At 60.1% G+C, this 18,792-nt stretch carries 15 protein-coding genes; 7 read left to right on the forward strand and 8 right to left on the reverse strand.

Annotation, left to right across the window (positions count from 1 at the left end; translation table 11 throughout):
• Window positions 1-9: 9 nt before the first annotated feature.
• From GCN78_RS04560 to GCN78_RS04580, 5 genes are all read left to right on the forward strand, one after another.
• A complete protein-coding gene (locus tag GCN78_RS04560; RefSeq protein ID WP_152250642.1) occupies window positions 10-1,122 on the forward strand; it encodes an NADH:flavin oxidoreductase/NADH oxidase in 1,113 nt (370 codons plus the stop codon).
• Between the two features lie 152 nt (window positions 1,123-1,274).
• A complete protein-coding gene (locus GCN78_RS04565; RefSeq protein WP_152250643.1) occupies window positions 1,275-2,858 on the forward strand; it encodes an ATP-binding cassette domain-containing protein in 1,584 nt (527 codons plus the stop codon).
• Window positions 2,859-3,112: 254 nt separating this feature from the next.
• Window positions 3,113-3,571, forward strand: coding sequence for a RidA family protein (locus GCN78_RS04570; protein WP_070254760.1), 459 nt, complete (start codon window positions 3,113-3,115; stop codon window positions 3,569-3,571).
• 116 nt (window positions 3,572-3,687) lie between these two features.
• Window positions 3,688-5,118, forward strand: coding sequence for an amino acid permease (locus GCN78_RS04575; RefSeq protein ID WP_152250644.1), 1,431 nt, complete (start codon window positions 3,688-3,690; stop codon window positions 5,116-5,118).
• Between the two features lie 418 nt (window positions 5,119-5,536).
• Entirely contained in the window at window positions 5,537-7,003 is a 1,467-nt protein-coding gene (locus GCN78_RS04580; protein ID WP_152250645.1) for an amino acid permease, read from the forward strand.
• A 141-nt stretch (window positions 7,004-7,144) separates the two neighbouring features.
• Here the strand turns inward: GCN78_RS04580 and GCN78_RS04585 are convergent, their stop codons facing one another.
• The 3 genes from GCN78_RS04585 to GCN78_RS04595 all read right to left on the reverse strand — a co-directional run bounded on the left by GCN78_RS04585 (window position 7,145) and on the right by GCN78_RS04595 (window position 12,118).
• Complete coding sequence (locus tag GCN78_RS04585) at window positions 7,145-7,723, reverse strand: YniB family protein (RefSeq protein ID WP_152250646.1); 579 nt, start codon at window positions 7,721-7,723, stop codon at window positions 7,145-7,147.
• Window positions 7,724-8,188: 465 nt separating this feature from the next.
• Window positions 8,189-10,339, reverse strand: coding sequence for an FUSC family protein (locus GCN78_RS04590; protein ID WP_152250647.1), 2,151 nt, complete (start codon window positions 10,337-10,339; stop codon window positions 8,189-8,191).
• A 90-nt stretch (window positions 10,340-10,429) separates the two neighbouring features.
• Window positions 10,430-12,118 (reverse strand): M14 family zinc carboxypeptidase, encoded by a 1,689-nt coding sequence (locus GCN78_RS04595; RefSeq protein WP_152250648.1) that lies wholly within the window; start codon window positions 12,116-12,118, stop codon window positions 10,430-10,432.
• Window positions 12,119-12,268: 150 nt separating this feature from the next.
• Between GCN78_RS04595 and GCN78_RS04600 the strand changes: the two genes are divergently transcribed.
• A complete protein-coding gene (locus GCN78_RS04600; RefSeq protein WP_152250649.1) occupies window positions 12,269-12,841 on the forward strand; it encodes a hypothetical protein in 573 nt (190 codons plus the stop codon).
• Between the two features lie 68 nt (window positions 12,842-12,909).
• On the opposite strand, the gene GCN78_RS04605 is transcribed toward GCN78_RS04600, so the two are convergent.
• On the reverse strand, window positions 12,910-15,063 hold the full coding sequence (locus GCN78_RS04605) for a S46 family peptidase (protein ID WP_152250650.1): 2,154 nt from the start codon (window positions 15,061-15,063) through the stop codon (window positions 12,910-12,912).
• Between the two features lie 343 nt (window positions 15,064-15,406).
• Between GCN78_RS04605 and GCN78_RS04610 the strand changes: the two genes are divergently transcribed.
• Window positions 15,407-16,375, forward strand: coding sequence for an IS1595 family transposase (locus GCN78_RS04610; protein WP_152250651.1), 969 nt, complete (start codon window positions 15,407-15,409; stop codon window positions 16,373-16,375).
• Between the two features lie 63 nt (window positions 16,376-16,438).
• On the opposite strand, the gene GCN78_RS04615 is transcribed toward GCN78_RS04610, so the two are convergent.
• The 4 genes from GCN78_RS04615 to GCN78_RS04630 form a co-directional block, all read right to left on the reverse strand.
• Window positions 16,439-16,708, reverse strand: coding sequence for a GlsB/YeaQ/YmgE family stress response membrane protein (locus GCN78_RS04615; RefSeq protein WP_152250652.1), 270 nt, complete (start codon window positions 16,706-16,708; stop codon window positions 16,439-16,441).
• A gap of 165 nt (window positions 16,709-16,873) precedes the next feature.
• Window positions 16,874-17,449, reverse strand: coding sequence for a YceI family protein (locus tag GCN78_RS04620; protein WP_152250653.1), 576 nt, complete (start codon window positions 17,447-17,449; stop codon window positions 16,874-16,876).
• 148 nt (window positions 17,450-17,597) lie between these two features.
• Window positions 17,598-18,152 (reverse strand): YceI family protein, encoded by a 555-nt coding sequence (locus tag GCN78_RS04625; RefSeq protein WP_152250654.1) that lies wholly within the window; start codon window positions 18,150-18,152, stop codon window positions 17,598-17,600.
• Window positions 18,153-18,195: 43 nt separating this feature from the next.
• Window positions 18,196-18,720, reverse strand: coding sequence for a cytochrome b (locus tag GCN78_RS04630; RefSeq protein ID WP_152250655.1), 525 nt, complete (start codon window positions 18,718-18,720; stop codon window positions 18,196-18,198).
• Between the last annotated feature and the right edge of the window lie 72 nt (window positions 18,721-18,792).

The following is an 18,792-nucleotide window of genomic DNA, read 5'->3' on the forward strand; positions in this document are numbered from 1 at the left end:
GAGTCCGCCATGAGCCAGTTATTCACGCCATTTGCCCTTGGCCCATTGCAGGTGGCCAACCGCATCGCCATCGCGCCCATGTGCCAGTACTCGGCCGACAACGGCAACGCCACCGACTGGCACATGATCCACCTGGGCCACCTGGCCCTGTCCGGCGCGGGCTTGCTGATGACGGAAGCGACGGCCGTTTCGCCCGAGGGACGCATCTCGGCCGAAGACCTGGGCCTGTGGTCGGACGCGAATCAAACTGCGCTGGCCAGCGTGGTGCAGGCGATCCGCCGCCATGCGCCGATTCCACTGGTGGTGCAGCTGGGCCATGCGGGACGCAAGGCGTCGAGCCGCGCGCCGTGGCAGGGCGGCGCCTGCGTGCACCTGGCCGACGGCGGCTGGCAAACGGTGGCGCCATCGGCCATTGCCCACGCGCCAGGCGAAACGGTGCCGATCGCCCTCGACGAGATGGGTCTGCTGCAAATCAAGGCGGCCTTTGTCGCGGCCGCGCAGCGTGTGCATGCGCTCGGTATTGAAGGCATCGAACTGCATGCGGCGCACGGCTATCTGCTGCACCAGTTCCTGTCTCCCCTGTCGAATCAGCGCACCGATGCGTATGGCGGCAGCCTGGACAACCGCATGCGTTTTCCGCTGGAAGTCTATGAAGCCGTGCGCGCCGCCGTGCCGGCCACGGTGGCCGTGGGCGTGCGTATTTCCGCCACCGACTGGGTCGAGGGCGGCTGGGAAATCGAGCAAAGCGTGCGCTTCGCGCAGGAACTCAAGCAACTGGGCGCCGACTTCATCCACGTCTCCAGCGGCGGCATTTCGCCGCAGCAGCAGATTCCCGTGGGACCCGGCTACCAGGTGGCGTTTGCCGAACGCATCAAGCGCGACAGCGGCTTGCCCACCATCAGCGTGGGCTTGATCACGGAGGCGCAGCAGGCGGAAGACATCATTGCGGGCGGCCAGTCCGACATGGTGGCGCTGGCGCGCGCCATCCTGTTCGACCCGCGCTGGCCCTGGCATGCGGCGGCCCAGCTGGGCGCGCAAGTGTCGGCGCCACCGCAGTACTGGCGCTCACAGCCGCGCGAGTACAAGCACCTGTTCGGCGACACGACCCTGGGTCAGCGCTGACGGACCTCGTCTGCTACACTGACGCTTCTTCCCCATTTCTCCAGGACGCTTCGACATGCGCCATTGATACTGCCGTGCTGTGCACGGCCTCGCCCATCCCGCCACAGCGCCTTGCGCCGCGCGGGTTCGCCAGCCTTGCTCAAGGAGTATCCATGCCCGCCTTACTACAACTCGACCGTCTTTCCTATGTGCTGCCCGATGGCCGCGCCCTGTTTTCCGATTTGCAATTTTCCTTTGCCCCGCAACGTATCGGCCTCGTCGGCGATAACGGCGTGGGCAAGAGCGTGCTGGCGCGCCTGCTGGCGGGCCAGGTGCAGCCGTCTTCCGGCGCCGTGCGCCGTGACGGCAGCGTCCATTACGTGGCGCAGGAGCTCGACTCGCAACGCTATCCCAACGTGGCGGCGCTTGCGGGCATGGACAGCTTGCTGGCGGCGCTCGAGCGCATCGGCGCCGGCAGCGTCGACGAGGCCGACTATGCCCTGGTGGGTGAACGCTGGGATGCCCACGTGCGCTTGCGCCAGGCGCTCGACGCGCTCGATTTGCGCCATGTGGACGCCGACACGCCGACGGCTGGCCTGAGCGGTGGCGAGCGCCAGCGCATCGCGCTGCAGGGCGCCTGGCTGTCGCAGGCGGACTGGCTGGTGCTCGATGAGCCGAGCAACCATCTTGACGCCCATCAACGCGCACGCCTGGTGGCGCAGATGGCGCGCTGGACTGGCGGCCTGCTGCTGGTCAGCCATGACCGCGGCTTGCTGGCGCACGTCGATGCCATCGTCGAGCTGTCGCCGCAGGGCTTGCGCAGCTACGGCGGCAATTACGCGATGTATGCGCTGCAGCGCGCGCAGGAACAGGCGGGGTTTGCGGCGGCCTTGCAGGCGGAAAAGGCCGGCGCCAGGCGCGAACAGCGCGAGGCGCAGCAACAGGCCGAACGCCAGCAGCGCCGCGTGGGACGTGGCGAGCGCGAGGGCCGCGAAGGCAACCAGAGCAAGCTGCTGCTGGACGCGAAAAAGGAGAAAAGCCAGGATAGCCAGGGCAAGCTGCGCGTGCGCGCGCAAGAGGCGCAGCAGGCGCGCCAGCAGCGCGTGGTGGACGCCGGCGCCCGCTGCGCGCCCGACGCCGAACGGCTGCTGCTGGCGCCCGAGAGTGGTGTGCCGAACGGCAAGCTGATCCTGGAACTGCGTGACGTGGTCTTGCCGCATGGACAGGCGCAACCATTGAACCTGGTACTCAGCGGGCCGCGCCGCCTGGCCGTGACGGGTGACAATGGCAGCGGCAAGTCGACCCTGCTGCGCGTGATCGCCGGACAGCTGGCGCCCGCCAGCGGCGTGCTGCGCTGCCACGCGCAGCTGGCTTGGCTGGACCAGCATGCGGGATTGCAAGACGGCGAGTGGAGCGCCGTGCAACGCTTGCAGGCACGCCATGGCACGATGGCGGAAGGGGACTTGCGCACGCGGCTGGCGCTGCTGGGCATCGCCGGCGCGCGCGCCACCATGCCCAGCCGTTTGCTCAGCGGGGGCGAGCGCATGAAGGTGGCGCTGGCGGCCGAACTGTATGCGCAGGCGCCGCCGCAACTGTTGCTGCTCGATGAACCCGACAATCACCTGGATCTGGCCAGCCTGCTGGCGCTCGAGCAGATGCTGCTGCAATATCAGGGGGCGTTACTTGTGGTTTCGCACGACCAGGCATTTTTGCAGGCGATAAACCTTGACCCGGAGGGCTTGACATTGCACAAGTGACAATTTAATGAAAAAAGTCACGCTCGATGCCTGTAGAGCATGCTTCATGAACCGATGCTGAATTTTGTTTGATTGTCGGTATAATCCACTGAATAACCGGGCCTATTTGTGAACTAAAACTGCTGGTTCACCAATATGATGACGTTTAATCTGGCACTGTTGTCGGTCACTGCCGCGCTGCCAGGGCGTCATCCTCCGTGCCCTGCCGTGCATGAATTTTGGTTTCGCTTATATTGTTTTCTTGGAGAAATAGCATGTCGTTTTACGAAAAACTCAAAGCCCTCAACATTGAACTGCCAGTCGTTGCCGCGCCAGCTGCCGCCTACGTGATGCATGCCCGCACGGGCAACACCGTCTTCCTGTCCGGCCACCTGGCCAAGAAGGATGGCAAGGTCTGGGTAGGCCAACTGGGCAAGGACGTCACCACGGAAGAAGGCAAGATCGCCGCGCGCGGCATCGCCATCGAGCTGATTGCCACCCTGCAAGACGCCTGCGGCGGCGACTTGAACAAGGTCAAACGCATTGTCAAGGTCATGAGCCTGGTCAACTCCACCTCCACATTCACGGAACAGCACCTGGTGACCAATGGCGCCTCGGAACTGTTCGTCGAAGTCTTTGGCGACAGCGGCAAGCACGCCCGCTCCGCCTTTGGCGTGGCGCAAATCCCGCTGGGCGCTTGCGTCGAGATCGAGCTGATCGCCGAACTGGCCTGATCATCTGAGCATGCCGGCGATTGCCGCCGGCTCGCCTTTTCCTCCTTTCCAGTAAGAGCGGAACCGCCATTGGGGTGGAGGGATCGGTGTATTCAAGAAAAAAACGGAGACACGTAATGGAAACGAGTGAACAAGGCTTGCACCGCGGCCTGGGCGAGCGGCAGATCCGCCTGATGGCGCTGGGCGCCGCGATTGGCGTGGGCCTGTTTTTGGGTTCCGGCAACGCCATCAAGATGGCCGGTCCCGGCATCATGCTGTCGTACATCATCGGTGGCGCGGTCATCTTCATGATCATGCGCGCGCTGGGCGAAATGGCCGTGCACAACCCCGTGGCCGGTTCCTTCAGCCGCTATGCCCAGGATTACCTGGGCCCCCTGCAAGGCTATCTGACGGGCTGGAACTACTGGTTCCTGTGGCTGGTCACCTGCGTGGCGGAAATTACCGCCGTCGCCATCTACATGGGCATCTGGTTCCCCGACGTGCCGCGCTGGATCTGGGCCCTGGCGGCCCTCGGCTCCATGGGCGCGATCAACCTGCTGGCCGTGAAAGCCTACGGCGAGTTCGAGTTCTGGTTCGCCCTGATCAAGGTGGTCACCATCATCCTGATGATCGTCGGCGGCACGGGCATGATCATCTTCGGTCTCGGCAACAACGGCGTGGCCGTGGGTATCTCGAACCTGTGGACGCATGGCGGCTTCTTCCCGAATGGCGCGCAGGGCGTGCTGATGTCCTTGCAGATGGTGATGTTTGCCTACCTGGGCGTGGAAATGATCGGCCTGACGGCCGGCGAAGCGGCGAATCCGAAGAAATCGATTCCCGACGCCATCAATTCCGTGTTCTGGCGCATCCTGATTTTCTATGTCGGCGCACTGTTCGTCATCCTGTCGATCTACCCATGGAATGAAATCGGCACCACCGGCAGCCCGTTCGTGATGACGTTCGAACGCCTCGGCATCAAGACGGCCGCCGGCATCATCAACTTCGTCGTGCTGACGGCAGCCTTGTCGTCGTGCAATGGCGGTATCTTCAGCACGGGCCGCATGCTGTACAACCTGGCGCTGCAAGGCCAGGCGCCAAAGGCATTTGCGGAAACGACGGCCAGCGGCGTGCCGCGCCGCGCCATCCTGGTGTCCGTGTTTGCCCTGCTGCTGGGCGTGCTGCTGAACTACCTGGTACCGGAAAAAGTGTTTATCTGGGTCACCTCGATTTCCACCTTCGGCGCCGTCTGGACCTGGGGCGTGATCCTGGTCACGCAGATCCAGTTCCGCAAGACCTTGACGCCATTGGAAATCAAGAACCTGGCCTTCCGCATGCCGTTCGCGCCCTACGGTTCCTGGATTTCCCTGGCGTTCCTGGCGCTGGTGATCGGCCTGATGGCGTATTTCCCCGATACGCGCATCGCCCTGATGGTGGGACCGGCCTGGCTGATCCTGCTGACGGTGCTGTACTACGCGCTGGGCCTGGCGCCGAAAGAGCGCCGCGACGACGTGCCGCAAGGCTACGAAGCGGGCTGGCCGCCGGCTGACGTGCCACACGGTAAAAAGTAATCCAGCGTAGTTGAGCTGAATCAAAAGCGCGCCCCTGCTCTTGCAGCGGCGCGCTTTTTCTTTCATATTGGCAATTCCATGCAGCGCTAGCGCCAGTGCGCGTTTGATGGCGCACGCCTGGCGTTGTTTCCTTGCATCAAAGTTCTGTTTAGTTGAGCCGATGAAAGCCCTATAATCGCTTAGTTTTGAAAATGGACGCGATCTTTCCGGTTTTTTCCAGGTGGGGCCGGAGCGCCGTTTTTAAGTGTTTTTACCCGTCATGTTTCGAACGACACTTGCCAAAACCGTAGCGAGCGGATGTAAGTTGTGGCTAAGAAGCGCAGCTGTGCGAATGCACAGTGAGCATCGCAGGCCGCAAATCACGACGCGCAGTAGGTTATGGCAGGTGTTCAAGTGCATGCCTCATAAAGGAATGCTAGTGAGCCAAACCCTGGTCCAGAAAATTTGCCGCACCAAGCCGATCGATACCACGGTCGAATATGGTGAAGGCCTCAGCAGCAGCGGCTTGAGCCGGTCCATCGGCCTGTTTTCCCTCACCATGATCGGCGTGGGCGCCACCATCGGCACGGGCATTTTCTTTACCATGGTCGAAGCCGTCCCCAAGGCGGGCCCATCGGTTGTCCTGTCTTTCCTGATCGCCGCCATCACGGCCGGCCTGACGGCCCTGTGCTATGCGGAGCTGTCGTTCCGCATTCCCGCCTCCGGCTCCTCGTATTCGTTTGCCTACGCCACCGTGGGCGAGTTCCTTGCCTTCATCATGGCCGCCTGCCTGCTGCTCGAATACGGCTTGGCGGGCAGTGCCGTGGCCATCGGCTGGTCGTCCTACCTGAACAACTTCCTGGAAAATGCCTTCGGCTGGCACATCCCCGAGATGTTGCGCACGCCGATGATCGTTTCCGGCCCGCATGGCATGGAGTTTCATGCCGGCCATATCAACCTGCCGCCGATCTTTTTGATCTGCATGTGCGGCTTCCTGCTGCTGCGCGGCGCCAAGGAATCGGCCCTGATGAACGCCATCATGGTCATCATCAAGCTGGCGATCCTCGTGTTTTTCATCGTCATCGCGTTTTCCGGTTTCAATGCCGACAATTTCTTCCCCTTCTTTAATACCGACAACAGCAAGGGCTTTGCCGGCATGACGGGCGTCACGGCGGCCGCCGGCACCGTTTTCTTCTCCTTCATCGGCCTCGATACGGTGGCGACGGCGGGCGACGAAGTGAAAAATCCCACGCGCAATGTGCCGCGCGGCATCCTTGGCGCCTTGCTCATCGTCACCGTGTTTTATCTGCTGGTGGCCGTGGCGGCCCTGGGCGCGCAACAGGCGAAATTGTTCGAAGGCCAGGAAGCGGGCCTGGCGGTGATTCTGCAAAACGTCACGGGCAAGACCTGGCCCGCGCTGGTGCTGTCGGCCGGCGCCGTCATTTCCGTCTTCAGCGTGACCCTGGTGACGATCTACGGCCAGACGCGCATCCTGTTTGCCGTCAGTCGCGACGGCCTGATCCCGAAGTCGTTCCAGAAGATCCACCCGCGCACCCTGGTGCCGGTTAGCAATACCATCATCGTTTGCCTGGTGGTGGCCGTGGTGGCTGGCTCCGTCGATGCCACTTACCTGTGGGACATGGTCAGTATCGGCACCCTGACGGCTTTCATGGTGGTCTCGATCGCCGTGCCCGTGCTGCGCCACAAGCAGGGCGCCAACCGCATCGAAGGCTTCAGCGTGCCGTTCGGACCGTATGCGATTCCTGGCTTGAGTGTGCTGGCTTGCCTGTACATCATGCGCGATTTGCCGCATACGACGTTTGTCGTGTTCAGCGTGTGGATGGCGGTGACGGTGGCCATTTACTTCTTGTACAGCATGCGGCATTCGCACCTGGGCAAGCAGTAAATACCGGACTGCATCGCATGGAAACCGCCGCACTTGCGGCGGTTTTTTTTGCCTACACATGCACATGTGTAAGAAATCTTGATCCGATTTTCTCAATGGATTTGTATGTAAATATGTCAAATCTCTTTTTTCATTGCCAATTCACAACTTGATAAAACCAAATTTCAGATTTAATAGTTGGCCTATGATAATGGTCGCTGTTCCAATTAGAAACATGCCAAGTGGACGTTTATGCCATTGTTCTTCTTCATGAAGATTTATATTGATTTGTAGTGCATCAGCCTTAAAATTCTTCTGTGACCGGCCCTTGCCCATCAATTCTTGTTCCCATTTTAATTCCTCAACTTTCAAAATTGTATTTGCAATCCTTTTTGAAAGATGAGAGGCGCTATCCCATATGGCTCGCCCGATACCCCCTGATACCAAGATAAGTAAAAAAATAAGATTTTCGTATGCTATGAGTGTTTGCAAATGGATGACAGGTGCATATTTCCAGATATTTAGGATAAATTGAGTATGGGCGTAAATGGTATATATGGAATTTTGTATCGTCAGAAAAATGGACGAAAATGGACCCGTAATTCCTTGGGTGGAAAAGTAAATACTTTTTAATGTTGAGCAGATTGTGAATAGTAGTGATATCGTCATTATGAGTGCAGCAAATATTTTTTGGATTGCCACTCTATTTTTAGCTTGAGATATTTTTAAACTTTTTTGCATTTTATTGTGTTTGTTTTTAAATATTAATATTGCATTAATTTTTTAAGGTCGTGCTGAACTGTCCGCTATTAGAATTGATAATTCAGTTTGTGGGGAAATCATGTGCGCGAGGAATTACATTGATGATTGATATTTGGATAATAACTACCCGGGTTTTTCAGGGATGGTGGCGTATTTTGGTGGTTGCGAGTATGATTTTTCGCAAGGCCTTGTCCATCTCATCCATCTCATCGATCATGGCGGCGCGAATCGGAGATCCTGGCCTAGGTTGGCGAGCGCGATGTGCGAACGCCGGTTGAATTATCGCTGGAATGCTGGTGCGGTTTGCGCGCCCCTAGCGTGTCGGCTAGTCAGGACATTGACGACGATGTATCGTACCTGTTCTTCTGGAAACCGGATACGAGCGCGAGGTGCCGGAGAGCACCGTCGCAGGTTTGAATGGTATCTGAAATCAATCGTGAATGTTTAGCGTGGCGAAACAATGTGCACGATCGCCGCGCTATGTATGACGATCTTGTCGGCATCCGCCTGTAACAGGCGAATGCGGCGCTGCACCAGCGGCCAGCCCGACCAGGCCACGTCGCTGACGGGCGGCGCTGCTGGGGGCGCCAGCGGCGCGCTGATGGCGGCCTTGTTGTCGAGCTGATCCAGCGCGCGCGACAGGGTCAAACACACTTGCGTATGGCTATGGCCAAGCAAGGCGTTGACGGGCGCGACGGGCAGCTGGCTGGCATGGCGCCCGAGGATCGAGCGCAGCGCCGCCACGTGGGCGACCAATAAATAATTTTGCACGATGAACAGGTTGATGTCTTCCACGGCCCGCTGCTTGCTGGCCGGTTCATCGAGCATGCGCACCAGCGCCGAACTGAGCGCGGCCAGGCTGTCCATCAGGCGCTTGCGCTCGATGCGGTAGGCGAAATCATCGAAGCCTTTTCCCTGCAGCAGCGCGAAGCTGGCCTGCATATAGCTGAGATTCACATTCAGCACCTGGCGCACGAGGCGAGGCAGGCTCTGGTATTCCCAGTTGGCCAGCACGAAGCTGAACACGGTGGCCACAAACGCGCCGATCAGGGTATCGATCAGGCGTTCGCTGACGAGGTTCGGATTGCTGGGCGCCACCAGATGCATTTGCAGCAAGATCATCAGGCTCACGGCGATGGCCGTGTAGCGGTAGCGCAAATAGATGAAGGTGGGCGTGGCCACGATGGAGAGGAAGAGGATGGCCATCAGCACGATATTGCTGTGCACGAAGCGGATCACGATGGCCGTGACCACGCAGCCGATGACGGTGCCGATGATGCGGTCGGCGCGGCGCTGGCGCGTCATGCTGAAGGTGGGACGCAGGATGATGACGATGGTCAGCACGATCCAGTAGCTGTGCGCGGCATACGGCAGCCAGTGGCCGATCAGTAATCCCACCGAAATGGCCATCGACACGCGCAGGGCGAAACGGAACACGGGCGAGTCCAGGCGTAGGTTAGCCAGCAGGGTCTTCAGTTCGTATTTCTGCTGCGACAGGAACGGTGCCATGTCGGCGCCGCTCCAGAATGGTACGTCGGCAGAGACTTTTTGCGTCGCCAGATGCAGTTCACCGATCATCTTGAGAATCGCGCGGATCTTGTTGCGCTGCGCGCGCAATGTCGCCAGCGCTTCTTGCGCGCCGTCGCCTTTTGCGTGCAGGCGGGCAATTTCCGCTTCGATATCGGCCCATTCCTTGTCATAGTTGATCTGCGCATACGAGGCGCGCTTGCGCGTGACGGCATACGCCACGGCTTCGATGTCGCGCGCCGCCTTGTAAGCCAGGTCGTGCAAGGATTTCAAGACGTCGGAGTCGGCCAGGTGCTGGCGCAGCAGCGCGTAATCCGTGTGTGTGGACAGGATCAGTTCATACAGATCCAGCATGCACACGTGCACCTGCACGACGATGGCGTCCTTGCTGTTCTTGTGGCTGCGCAAAATCAAGTCGCGCGACGCCTGCTGGCGGTCGGCCAGGATGCTTTGATGGCGCACCAGCTTGTTGAACTGTTCCGTCAAATTAAAGCGCGTGTCGTAGAAATCGGCCTTGATGTCGATGTAGGCGGCCAGTTCGAACAGGGCTTCGGCCAGCACTTGCTGCTTGATGCGGTGGCGCAAGACCCAGGCGATGGCCATGGCATAGGCCAGATAAATCAAGCCACCGAGCATGAACAGGCCTGCGTGGTGGAATGATTGCTGCCACGTCATCTGATGCTCCATCGACATGGTCATGATGAACAGGGCGGCCAGTTGCAGGGGCATGGATTTCTTGCCGTACACCACCATCATGCTGGCGAGAAAACTGACGAGGACCAGCACCGTCATCAACAGCCACTGCACCGGGCCGCACAGGCTGATGAGTAAGGTGACGGCGCTGCACAGCAGCACGGAAGCGAGCATTTCATTGAACTTGTGGCGCAGCGGGCTGGGCATGTCCATCAGGGTCGTGCACAGGGCGCCGATACACACCGTCATGGCGGTGGCGCTGTCGCTGATTTCCTGGACCAGCAAGGCCAGGCCGACGAGCCCGATGGCCACGCGCAAGCCCAGGTAAAAATAATGGCTGTAAATAAAGGTGCGCAGGTTCAGTGCGTAGTGCATGGGATTACCTTGTGGGCAGGGCACAGAAAGAGGCGCCGCACCGGGATCTCCGATGCGGCGCCAGGATGTTGCAGTCGCTACAGCCTTGATTTACATCAGGGCGATCACTGGATAGCGCCGCCATTCCGGCTCGGCAAAGCGCTGGCAGTGTGCAAAGATGAAGTCCAGCACGGCTTCCTGATTGCTCAGCAAGGCCGGATTGGCCGCTTTCCAGTCGGCGAATTTGGCCGCCAGCGCCGGCTCATCGCGCAGCAACTCGGAGGCCATGTCTTCGAACACGTAATCGGAAAACGCTTCCTTCTTTTCCAGCACGCTGTTGAAGAAACCCCAGCGGAAGAAGCTGTCGTGTGCCTGCGGTTCCAGGGTTTCCACGGCATAACGCGCGTTGTCCTGGTCCAGGCTGATCACATAGTCGCCCGCCTGCACGGTGAATTCGCCCGTGCGTGCTTCCAGTTCCACCGTGTCGTGGAACATGTGGCCTTCGTAGGCGGTGGCGCGCGTGCCGACATTGGTGATGTGGTAGTAGCGCGCCGTTAGCGTCTGTTCGGTGGTGATGCGGCTCATTTCGACGCCGTTCCAGCGCAGCCGTTCGATCACTTCGCGCCATGCTTGCGGCACGACGTAGGCTTTCGGCGCGGCCACGGTAACGTCCGCATCGAAGCGGTTGTAATACGCGATATCGCGTTCCCACGGCTGCGAGCGGTCGTAGGACAGGCGCTGGTAGTTGCCCAGGATGCTAGGCGTGTATTGCGCCGCATAGCCCTTGAAGGGGAAGGTCGATGCTTGCTCTTCATTCATGGCCCAGTGGATCGGCCATGCGGCTTGCGTGCGGCCCGCCGCCTTGGCCTGTGCGCGCAGCTGCTGGATCTGTGCGCCATGTTCGACCGTGAACGCCATGGTGATGTCGAGCAGGGCGCGCATGGAGGCGTAGCGGTCGGCAAACGGTTTCAACATATGCGTTTCCGGCATGAAGCCGATGACGTGATGCAGGGCCGCAAAACCGGTCGAGAAACGGGGCACTTCGAGGAATTCGGCGATGCCGTGGTCGGGGCTATCCTTGACGGGGTTCACGTACGGGCAGGTGGGCCAGCCGGCTTGTTCCATCTGCGCAAAGATGTGCGGCAGCATGGTGTCTTGCAGGAAGGGACCGAGGCCATTGCCCAGCTTATCCGTCTGCGTGTGGATCAGGGTCATCGTGTACGGGTAGTCGGCGCCGTTCGACGTGTGCGTGTCGACCATCACGTCCGGGTCCCAGCTGGCCAGCAGGCGGTTGAACACTTGTGCATTCAGGCTGTCGCACTTGATGAAGTCGCGGTTCAAGTCCAGGTGGCGGCTGTTGCCACGGAAACCGAATTGCTCCGGGCCATCCTGGTTCACGCGCGACGTGTTGGCGCGGTTCAGGCTGCCATCGACGTTGTAGATCGGAATGAACAGCAATACCGTGCTGCCCAGCGCCGCCAGGCGTTCCGGCTGCGTGCAGAGGTCGCGCACGATGGCCATGCAGGCGTCGATGCCTTCCGGTTCGCCCGGGTGGATGCCGTTATTGTTGAAGAATACGGTGCGGCCTGCGCGCTTGATTTGCTCGCGCTCAAACACGCCGTCCGCGCTGACGACGCCAGCGTGGATGGGCACGCCCGAGTCGGACAGGCCGATCTGTTCGAAATGCAGCACCTGCGGATAGCGTGCTGCAAGATCTTGATAGAAGGTGATGCATTCCAGCCAGGTCGTGGTTTGGTTGTGGTTACCGAGTTCGTAGGTCGTGCGCAAGTCTGGTGGCATAGCGGTCTGAGTCTGGGAGGGGGAAGGCGCGCTGGGTAAGTACGCCCGCTAGGGGCCAATTGTAGCACCGGCGCCCCCGCCTTGAGGCGCCGCAGGGGCTTGTTGCCATACTTGTGTTATGAATACGTTTCACGCGCAAGGGGAGGCGGCATGGGCAAGGCAGTGATGGCAGCGCTGGCGTGGTGGGCTTGCCTGGCGGCGCAGGCGGCGCCGCTGCGCTTGCCGGCAGACAAAGGGCCGGTGGCGCAGGGCGGGTCCGTCACGGCTACCGCACAGGGCGCGCTGATACGTTACCAGGGCTGGTTGCTGGCCATCGATGGGGCAGTGCCGGAAGAGCGGCCTGACCTCGCGCTGACGTCGGCCGGTGTGCGCGAGGCGCCGCAGCTGCGGATCGGCGCCACGCAGCGCCGCTTGCCCCTGTGGTCAGCCTTCGAGCTCGTCAAGGGAAGCACGCGCCTGCGCATCACGGCGCTGCCGGGCCCGGATGAGGTTCCCGCGCTGCTGCTGGACTTTGGCGATGCCGACTACCGTATCGTGATTCCCGCCACCCCCATCGAGCGGCAAGCCTATCCCTTACTGGCGCAGCGCTTTCCCGGCGCCGACCTGGCCTTGCTGCTGCAGGATGGCCGGCGCGTGATGCTGCCGCTGGGAAATGTCCGAGCACAGGTATTTGGCGAGGAGCAAGCCGTGCCGTACCGCTTTGCCAAAGTAAGAAAACGCTAGGCGAAAAAAAGCCACTCCCGCAGGAGTGGCTCAGGCTAAAGCGCCCGTTGCCGGGTTATTGCTTCTTGTTATTCAGCGCCCATTTCTTTCAGCAGGTTGTCTGCGTGGTCGATGTGTTTCATGTTCCACAGCATGTAGCGCAGGTCGACCTGGATCGAACGGGTGTTGGCCTTGTTGTAGTCCCAATCGGAAATGATCGAGTCCAGGGTGCCATCGAAGGCCAGGCCGATGAATTCGCCTTTGGCGTTCAGGGCAGCCGAACCGGAGTTGCCGCCGGTGATGTCCAGGGTCGCCAGGTAGTCGACCGGCACGGTTTTCAGCTTCGGATCGACATATTTACCGAAGTCCTTGGCTTTGATCGCGGCCAGTTGTTTCGCTGGTGCATTGAATTCGCCTTCGCCCGTGGCTTTGGCGGCGACGCCATTGACGGTGGTGAAGGCGGTCCAGGTGGTGCCGTCGGCGCCATGGTCGCGGCCGGCAACTTTGCCGAATGTCACGCGCAGGGTGCTGTTGGCGTCAGGGTAGACGGCTTGGCCCTTGCTCTTCATGAAGGCGATCTTTGCTTTCATGTAGTTGGCGTAGGCTTGCTGGATCTTGCCTGCCAGTTCTTCGTCTTCCGCTTCGTTTTTCAGCGAATCCGGATACATGGCGACGGCGGCCTGGATGAAGCTGTCCTTGCTGGCCTGGAATTCGGCTGGCGTGCGTTTCAGCCATGCTGCGCGCTCGGCCTTGTCGGCCAGCTTGCTGCCCGCATACAGTTTGTCCAGGGCGGCCGACAGGTCGGCTGGCGACATGCCGTCCTTGATGCCGATGGCGGCGTCGAAGCTGGCGCGGCGTTGGGCTGTCGGTTGCGCGGCGTACTTGGTCAGGCTGTTCAGTACCAGCGCCTTGTCGACTTTTTCATCGTAGGTGCGCTCGACCGAGGTGATGCCCGCTTCCAGGCGCGGCAAATCGCGCGTCTGGTAGCCGGACTTGCGTTCCGTATCAGCCTTGGTGCCTTCGTTCGACAGGCGGTACAGGCTGCGTGCCGTGTTCAGCAGGCGTGGCTGTGCGTAGCTGAGGAAGAAATCGCGCTTGGTGTCGGCATCGCGCTCGGCGATCAGCTTTTCCACTTGCTCGATATCGCCGGCAAATTCGGTCTTGCGGGCAGCATTCGCGTTGACCCACGCTTTCAGGGCTTCGTGTTCCGTCGTCTTGCGCGCCAGGAAGTCGCTACCGGCGTACGAGTCCAGCATGCCTTGGCGGTTCTTGTAGTAATTGTTCACGCCAGCGACCTGGCCCGCGTATTTCAGGGCCACATCCTTGTTGTCCTTGGTTTCGCGCGCGATGATGGCCAGGGTTTCGCCCGACGCTTTGACGAAGGCAGGGTAGTTCCAGTCAAACGTGAACGCCACTTCCGATGGCAGGCGGTGACGGTTGGTGCGGCCAGGGTAGCCCAGTGCCATCACGAAATCGCCTTCCTTCAAGCCATCCTTGGCCAGTTTCAGCACGTGTTTTGGCTGGTACGGCACGTTGTCCTTGCTGAAGTCGGCAGCCTTGCCATCCTTGCTCACATAGGCGCGGTAGAAACCGTAGTCGCCCGTGTGGCGTGGCCACATCCAGTTGTCGGTGTCGCCGCCGAATTTACCCACGCCCGCTGGAGGCGCGTGCACGAGGCGCACGTCGCGGATTTCCAGTTGCTTGATCAGGTAGAACTCCAGGCCACCGTAGTAGCTCGACACGGTGCAGCGGAAGCCAGCTTCTTTTTCGCATTCGGCGACCAGTTTCTTCTGGTTTTTCTCGATCGCATCGATGCGTGCCTTGCCTTGCAGCTTGGCCACGTCGGCGGTGATGATCTTGTCGCTGACATTGGTCACGGCCGAGGTGACGAAGATGCGGCTGCCTGGGGCGGCCGGCAATTCTTCAGCGAACGTCTTGGCCAGGAAACCGTTGGCCAGCAAATCGCGCTCTTTGGTCGAATTGACCGCCACGCTGTTGTAGACGCAATGGTGGTTGGTGGCAACGAGGCCTTGCGGCGAGACGAACGAGGCCGAGCAGCCGCCCAGGCTGACGATGGCGCCCATCGGGAATTCAGTCAGTTTGGTCAGGTTGGTCGGATCGAGTTTCAGTCCGGCCGCTTTCAATTCCTTGGCTACTTGTGGCAGCTGTTGGGGCATCCACATGCCTTCGTCGGCGTGTGCGAAGTTGCTCAGGATGGCGAGCGCGATGAGAGATTTTTTCATTCGAGTTCTGTTCTTTTACATTGTAGGGAAGTCGGAATCAGCGGAGTACCCGCTGATTGTGCAGCGGGCGACATAGAGTATCCGTATCGAACTCGCACTAGTCAATCACATTTTCCGGGCAGCATGTTCGCGCGTGCTTGCTCGAAAGGTAATATTTTCGCTGATGCAGGGGCTGGAACCGGCTGCCAAGGCGCATTTTTCCGTGCGGCAGCTGTGGTATTGTCCATACAATTATCCTACCGGCAATAAAAAAGGCTCTGTCATCGGCAAATAGGGGAAATGCCGGAATCTTCCGCTGGCGGTGCTGTCTGACTCTGCATACCCACCGCACAGGGAGAAGATCATGCAGCCAGCCGAATGGATCAGCTTTATCGCCCAGTTTGCTCAGTTGAACCGGCGCCAGCGGCAGGCGGGCATGGCCTTGCTGCGTGGCAAGACGCCACGCGACGCGACCGTCGCGCTGCTGGAGGGCGTGGCGCAGCCGCGCTTGGCCTGTCCCGCCTGCCACTCGCCCCATCTGCATCGGCATGGCCATGTGCACGGCTTGCAGCGCTACCGCTGCGTGCCTTGCGGGCGCACCTTCAATGCGCTCACCGGCACGCCGCTGGCCCGCCTGCGCCATAAGTCGCTGTGGCTCGACTACGCCGATTGTCTGCTCGATTCCCGGTCGGTACGCCAGGCGGCCAGCCAATTGGGCGTGCACCGCAACACCACGTTTCGCTGGCGCCACCGATTTTTATCGTTGGCAAAAACGGACCGGCCGCATGGCCTGCATGGCATCGCCGAGGCCGACGAGCTATACGTGCTGGAATCGGAAAAGGGATCCAGGCAGATGACGCGTCCGGCCCGCCGCCGGGGTGGCCATGCGCAACGGCGCGGCATATCCAACGAGCAAGTCTGCATCCTGGTGGCGCGCGACCGCACGGGCCAGACCCTCGATTTTGTCACCGGCAAAGGGCAACTGACGAAGGCGCAGCTGCACCGCTGTTTGTTGCCTGTCATCGACAAGGATATCCTGCTCGTCACGGATGGCCATGCCGCCTACCGGGCATTTGCGCGGGAAGCGGGCCTCAGCCACCAGGCCGGCAACTTGCGCGCCGGCATCCGTGTGCGCGGCGCCGCGCATGTGCAGAACGTCAATGCATATCACAGCCGCCTGCGCGAATGGTTAAGGCCGTTTCACGGCGTGGCCACGCGCTACCTGCCAAACTACCTAGGCTGGCGCTGGATACTCGACGCCAGACGCATCCGCTCACCCGAAACGTTATTGAAAGCAACATTGGGCGCATTCCCACATCTGACGGTGACATAGCCATAAAAAATGGCCGGGCGCTTGCGCGGCCCGGCCACTTGCTCGGCGCTGCTTTTTTCCTGCCTAGCGTATTTTGCCGCGGCGCAAAAGATTCACGATGCCCAGCAGGATCACGGCGCCCAGGAACGAGACCAGCAGCGAAGACAGGCTGAAATTGTCGCTATTGATGGTGCCCGTGCCGAACAGGGGCGCCAGCAGCCAGCCGCCCAGGAAGGCGCCCACGATGCCGACGATGATATTGAGGAAGATGCCCTGCTGTGCATTGGTTTTCATGACCATGCTGGCCAGCCAGCCGATGACGCCGCCAATAACGATCCAGATAATGAAATTCATGTAATCCTCCGCGCGATGGGTGAGTGGGGTGCCATGTCAGAACAACATCATGCCAACGGATAGTGATGCCGCACGATAGAAAAGTCCAGCGGATTTGCGCTGCGCATGCAAAAGCCCGCCTGGCTGCGGGCAGCGAGGCGGGCTGGTCATGCGGCAAGGCCGTGGTTAGTCTGCCTTGATGGCTTCCACCTGGATGGCCAGCTTGACTTCCGGCGAGAACGCCGGCATGCCGTAGTTCAGGCCAAAGTCGCTGCGCTTGAATTCTGCCGTGGCGTCGGCGCCGCACACTTCACGCTTGTAGCGCGGGTGCATGATGCACTTGAACTTGCTCACGTTCAGCTTGACGGGCTTGGTCACGCCCAGCAAGGTCAGTTCGCCATCGACTTCCACCAGCTGCTCGCCGTTGTACTTGAACGACTTGCTCTTGTAGGTGATCTGCGGGAATTTTTCGACGTTGAACATGTCCGCTTTTTTCGCGTGCGTGTTCATGGCGTCGAGGCCGAAGTCGATCGAATCGGCATCGATGACCAGGTCCAGGCTGCCGCTCTTGGCGGCGCGGTCCAGGGTGACCGTCCCCTTGGTCTTGTTGAACTTGCCGCGCCACACCGACATGCCCATGTGATCGGCTTCAAAGCTGGGGAAAGTATGCGTCGGGTCGAGGTTGTAGGTGTCGGTGGCGGCCATGGCCGAACCCGCGCCGGCGGCTGCCAGCATGGCGATCATCAAGTGCGAAAATTTCATGCAGATCCTATAGTTGAACAGGTTTTGGGGTTGTTTTTGGTAACGCCTGAAAAACGTTCAGGGCAAGGCGCCTTGCCTGGTGCAGTCCGAAAAGCACAAGGTGGAAAACCAGGCAAGAGCAACGCAGCCATGGACGTTTTCTCAGGTGTTACTGAGCAGAAACGTGGAATTTAATCGTGACCTCGTCGGCAACCATGCTCGTGTCTTTCCACTCGCCTTCGCCGATGTTGTAGGTCAGGCGCTTGATCGGCAGGGCGCCGTCGAACGCGTATTTGCCGCCGTCGGTTTTCACCGTCAGGGGGAAGGTCACGTCGGTGGTCTTGCCTTTGATGCTCAGCTTGCCGCTGACCGTCAGCTTACCCGCGCCGGCCGCCTTGATGCTGCTCGAGACAAAGGTGGCTTTCGGGAACTGGGCCGAGTTGAACCATTCTTTCTTGGCCACTTCCTTGTTGTACTCGGGGTCGCCGATATCGATGCTGGCCGTCTCGATGTCCACCGACGCTTTCGATGCGTCGGGCGTGGCCGGGTTGTAATCGATGGCGATATTGAATTTCTTGAACTTCGCTTCCACGGGCACGTTCATTTGCTTGAACACGGCCGACACGCTGGTCTTGGCGGGATCGACTTTCAGCAGGGTGGCGGCGGTGGCGGCCACGGACAGGCCCAGCAGGGAAGCGAGGACGATGCGTTGGGTGGTTTTCATCTTATTTTTCCTGGAGTTTCAGTGAGCAAGGGTGAAATCGGTGTTACGGCAGCATGCGTTTAAGCACGCCATCTTTGTCGATAAATTGATGCTTGAGCGCCGCCAGCACATGGGCGGCCACGGCGGCGGCCATCGTCATGTTCAGAACATAATGAATCTCTTTTAAAAGTGGCTTAAGTTCCGGGTTTGGCGCCATGATGACGGGCAGCTGGAACAGGCCCAGGTAGACCACCGGCACGCCGGCGGCCAAGGTGTACAGGTAGCCGGAGACGGGCACGGCGAAGATCAGGATGTACAGCAGCACGTGCATGGCGTCGGCCGCTTTCTTTTGCCACGCGACCATGCTGGCCGGGTGCGGCGGCGGCACATTGGCCTTGCGCCACAGCAGGCGGATGGCGGCGATGGCCAGCACGGTCACGCCCAGCCATTTATGCCAGGAGAAATATTTGAGCTTGGTGGGCGTCAGGCCGGGAATATCGGTCATGACCAGGCCCATGACGAAGGCGCTGATGATCAGCAGGGCGGTCAGCCAGTGCAGGATGATGGCGGTGGTGGTGTAGCGTTGCATCGACGGCTTTCTTGAAAGTAGTACGTATTAGGACTAGTTCGGCCTAATATACCAAAGAAAAGCAAATTGCGC

The sequence above is a fragment of the Janthinobacterium rivuli genome, assembly GCF_009208735.1.
GTDB lineage: Bacteria > Pseudomonadota > Gammaproteobacteria > Burkholderiales > Burkholderiaceae_D > Janthinobacterium.

Bases quoted from the DNA above. Each gene is read 5' to 3' on its own strand.
- GCN78_RS04595 (WP_152250648.1), bottom strand. From the start codon at position 12,118: ATGCCACCAGACTTGCGCACGACCTACGAACTCGGTAACCACAACCAA.
- GCN78_RS04575 (WP_152250644.1), top strand. From the start codon at position 3,688: ATGGAAACGAGTGAACAAGGCTTGCACCGCGGCCTGGGCGAGCGGCAG.
- GCN78_RS04630 (WP_152250655.1), bottom strand. From the start codon at position 18,720: ATGCAACGCTACACCACCACCGCCATCATCCTGCACTGGCTGACCGCC.
- GCN78_RS04590 (WP_152250647.1), bottom strand. From the start codon at position 10,339: ATGCACTACGCACTGAACCTGCGCACCTTTATTTACAGCCATTATTTT.
- GCN78_RS04620 (WP_152250653.1), bottom strand. From the start codon at position 17,449: ATGAAATTTTCGCACTTGATGATCGCCATGCTGGCAGCCGCCGGCGCG.
- GCN78_RS04585 (WP_152250646.1), bottom strand. From the start codon at position 7,723: ATGCAAAAAAGTTTAAAAATATCTCAAGCTAAAAATAGAGTGGCAATC.
- GCN78_RS04605 (WP_152250650.1), bottom strand. From the start codon at position 15,063: ATGAAAAAATCTCTCATCGCGCTCGCCATCCTGAGCAACTTCGCACAC.
- GCN78_RS04560 (WP_152250642.1), top strand. From the start codon at position 10: ATGAGCCAGTTATTCACGCCATTTGCCCTTGGCCCATTGCAGGTGGCC.
- GCN78_RS04570 (WP_070254760.1), top strand. From the start codon at position 3,113: ATGTCGTTTTACGAAAAACTCAAAGCCCTCAACATTGAACTGCCAGTC.
- GCN78_RS04625 (WP_152250654.1), bottom strand. From the start codon at position 18,152: ATGAAAACCACCCAACGCATCGTCCTCGCTTCCCTGCTGGGCCTGTCC.
- GCN78_RS04615 (WP_152250652.1), bottom strand. From the start codon at position 16,708: ATGAATTTCATTATCTGGATCGTTATTGGCGGCGTCATCGGCTGGCTG.
- GCN78_RS04600 (WP_152250649.1), top strand. From the start codon at position 12,269: ATGGGCAAGGCAGTGATGGCAGCGCTGGCGTGGTGGGCTTGCCTGGCG.
- GCN78_RS04610 (WP_152250651.1), top strand. From the start codon at position 15,407: ATGCAGCCAGCCGAATGGATCAGCTTTATCGCCCAGTTTGCTCAGTTG.
- GCN78_RS04565 (WP_152250643.1), top strand. From the start codon at position 1,275: ATGCCCGCCTTACTACAACTCGACCGTCTTTCCTATGTGCTGCCCGAT.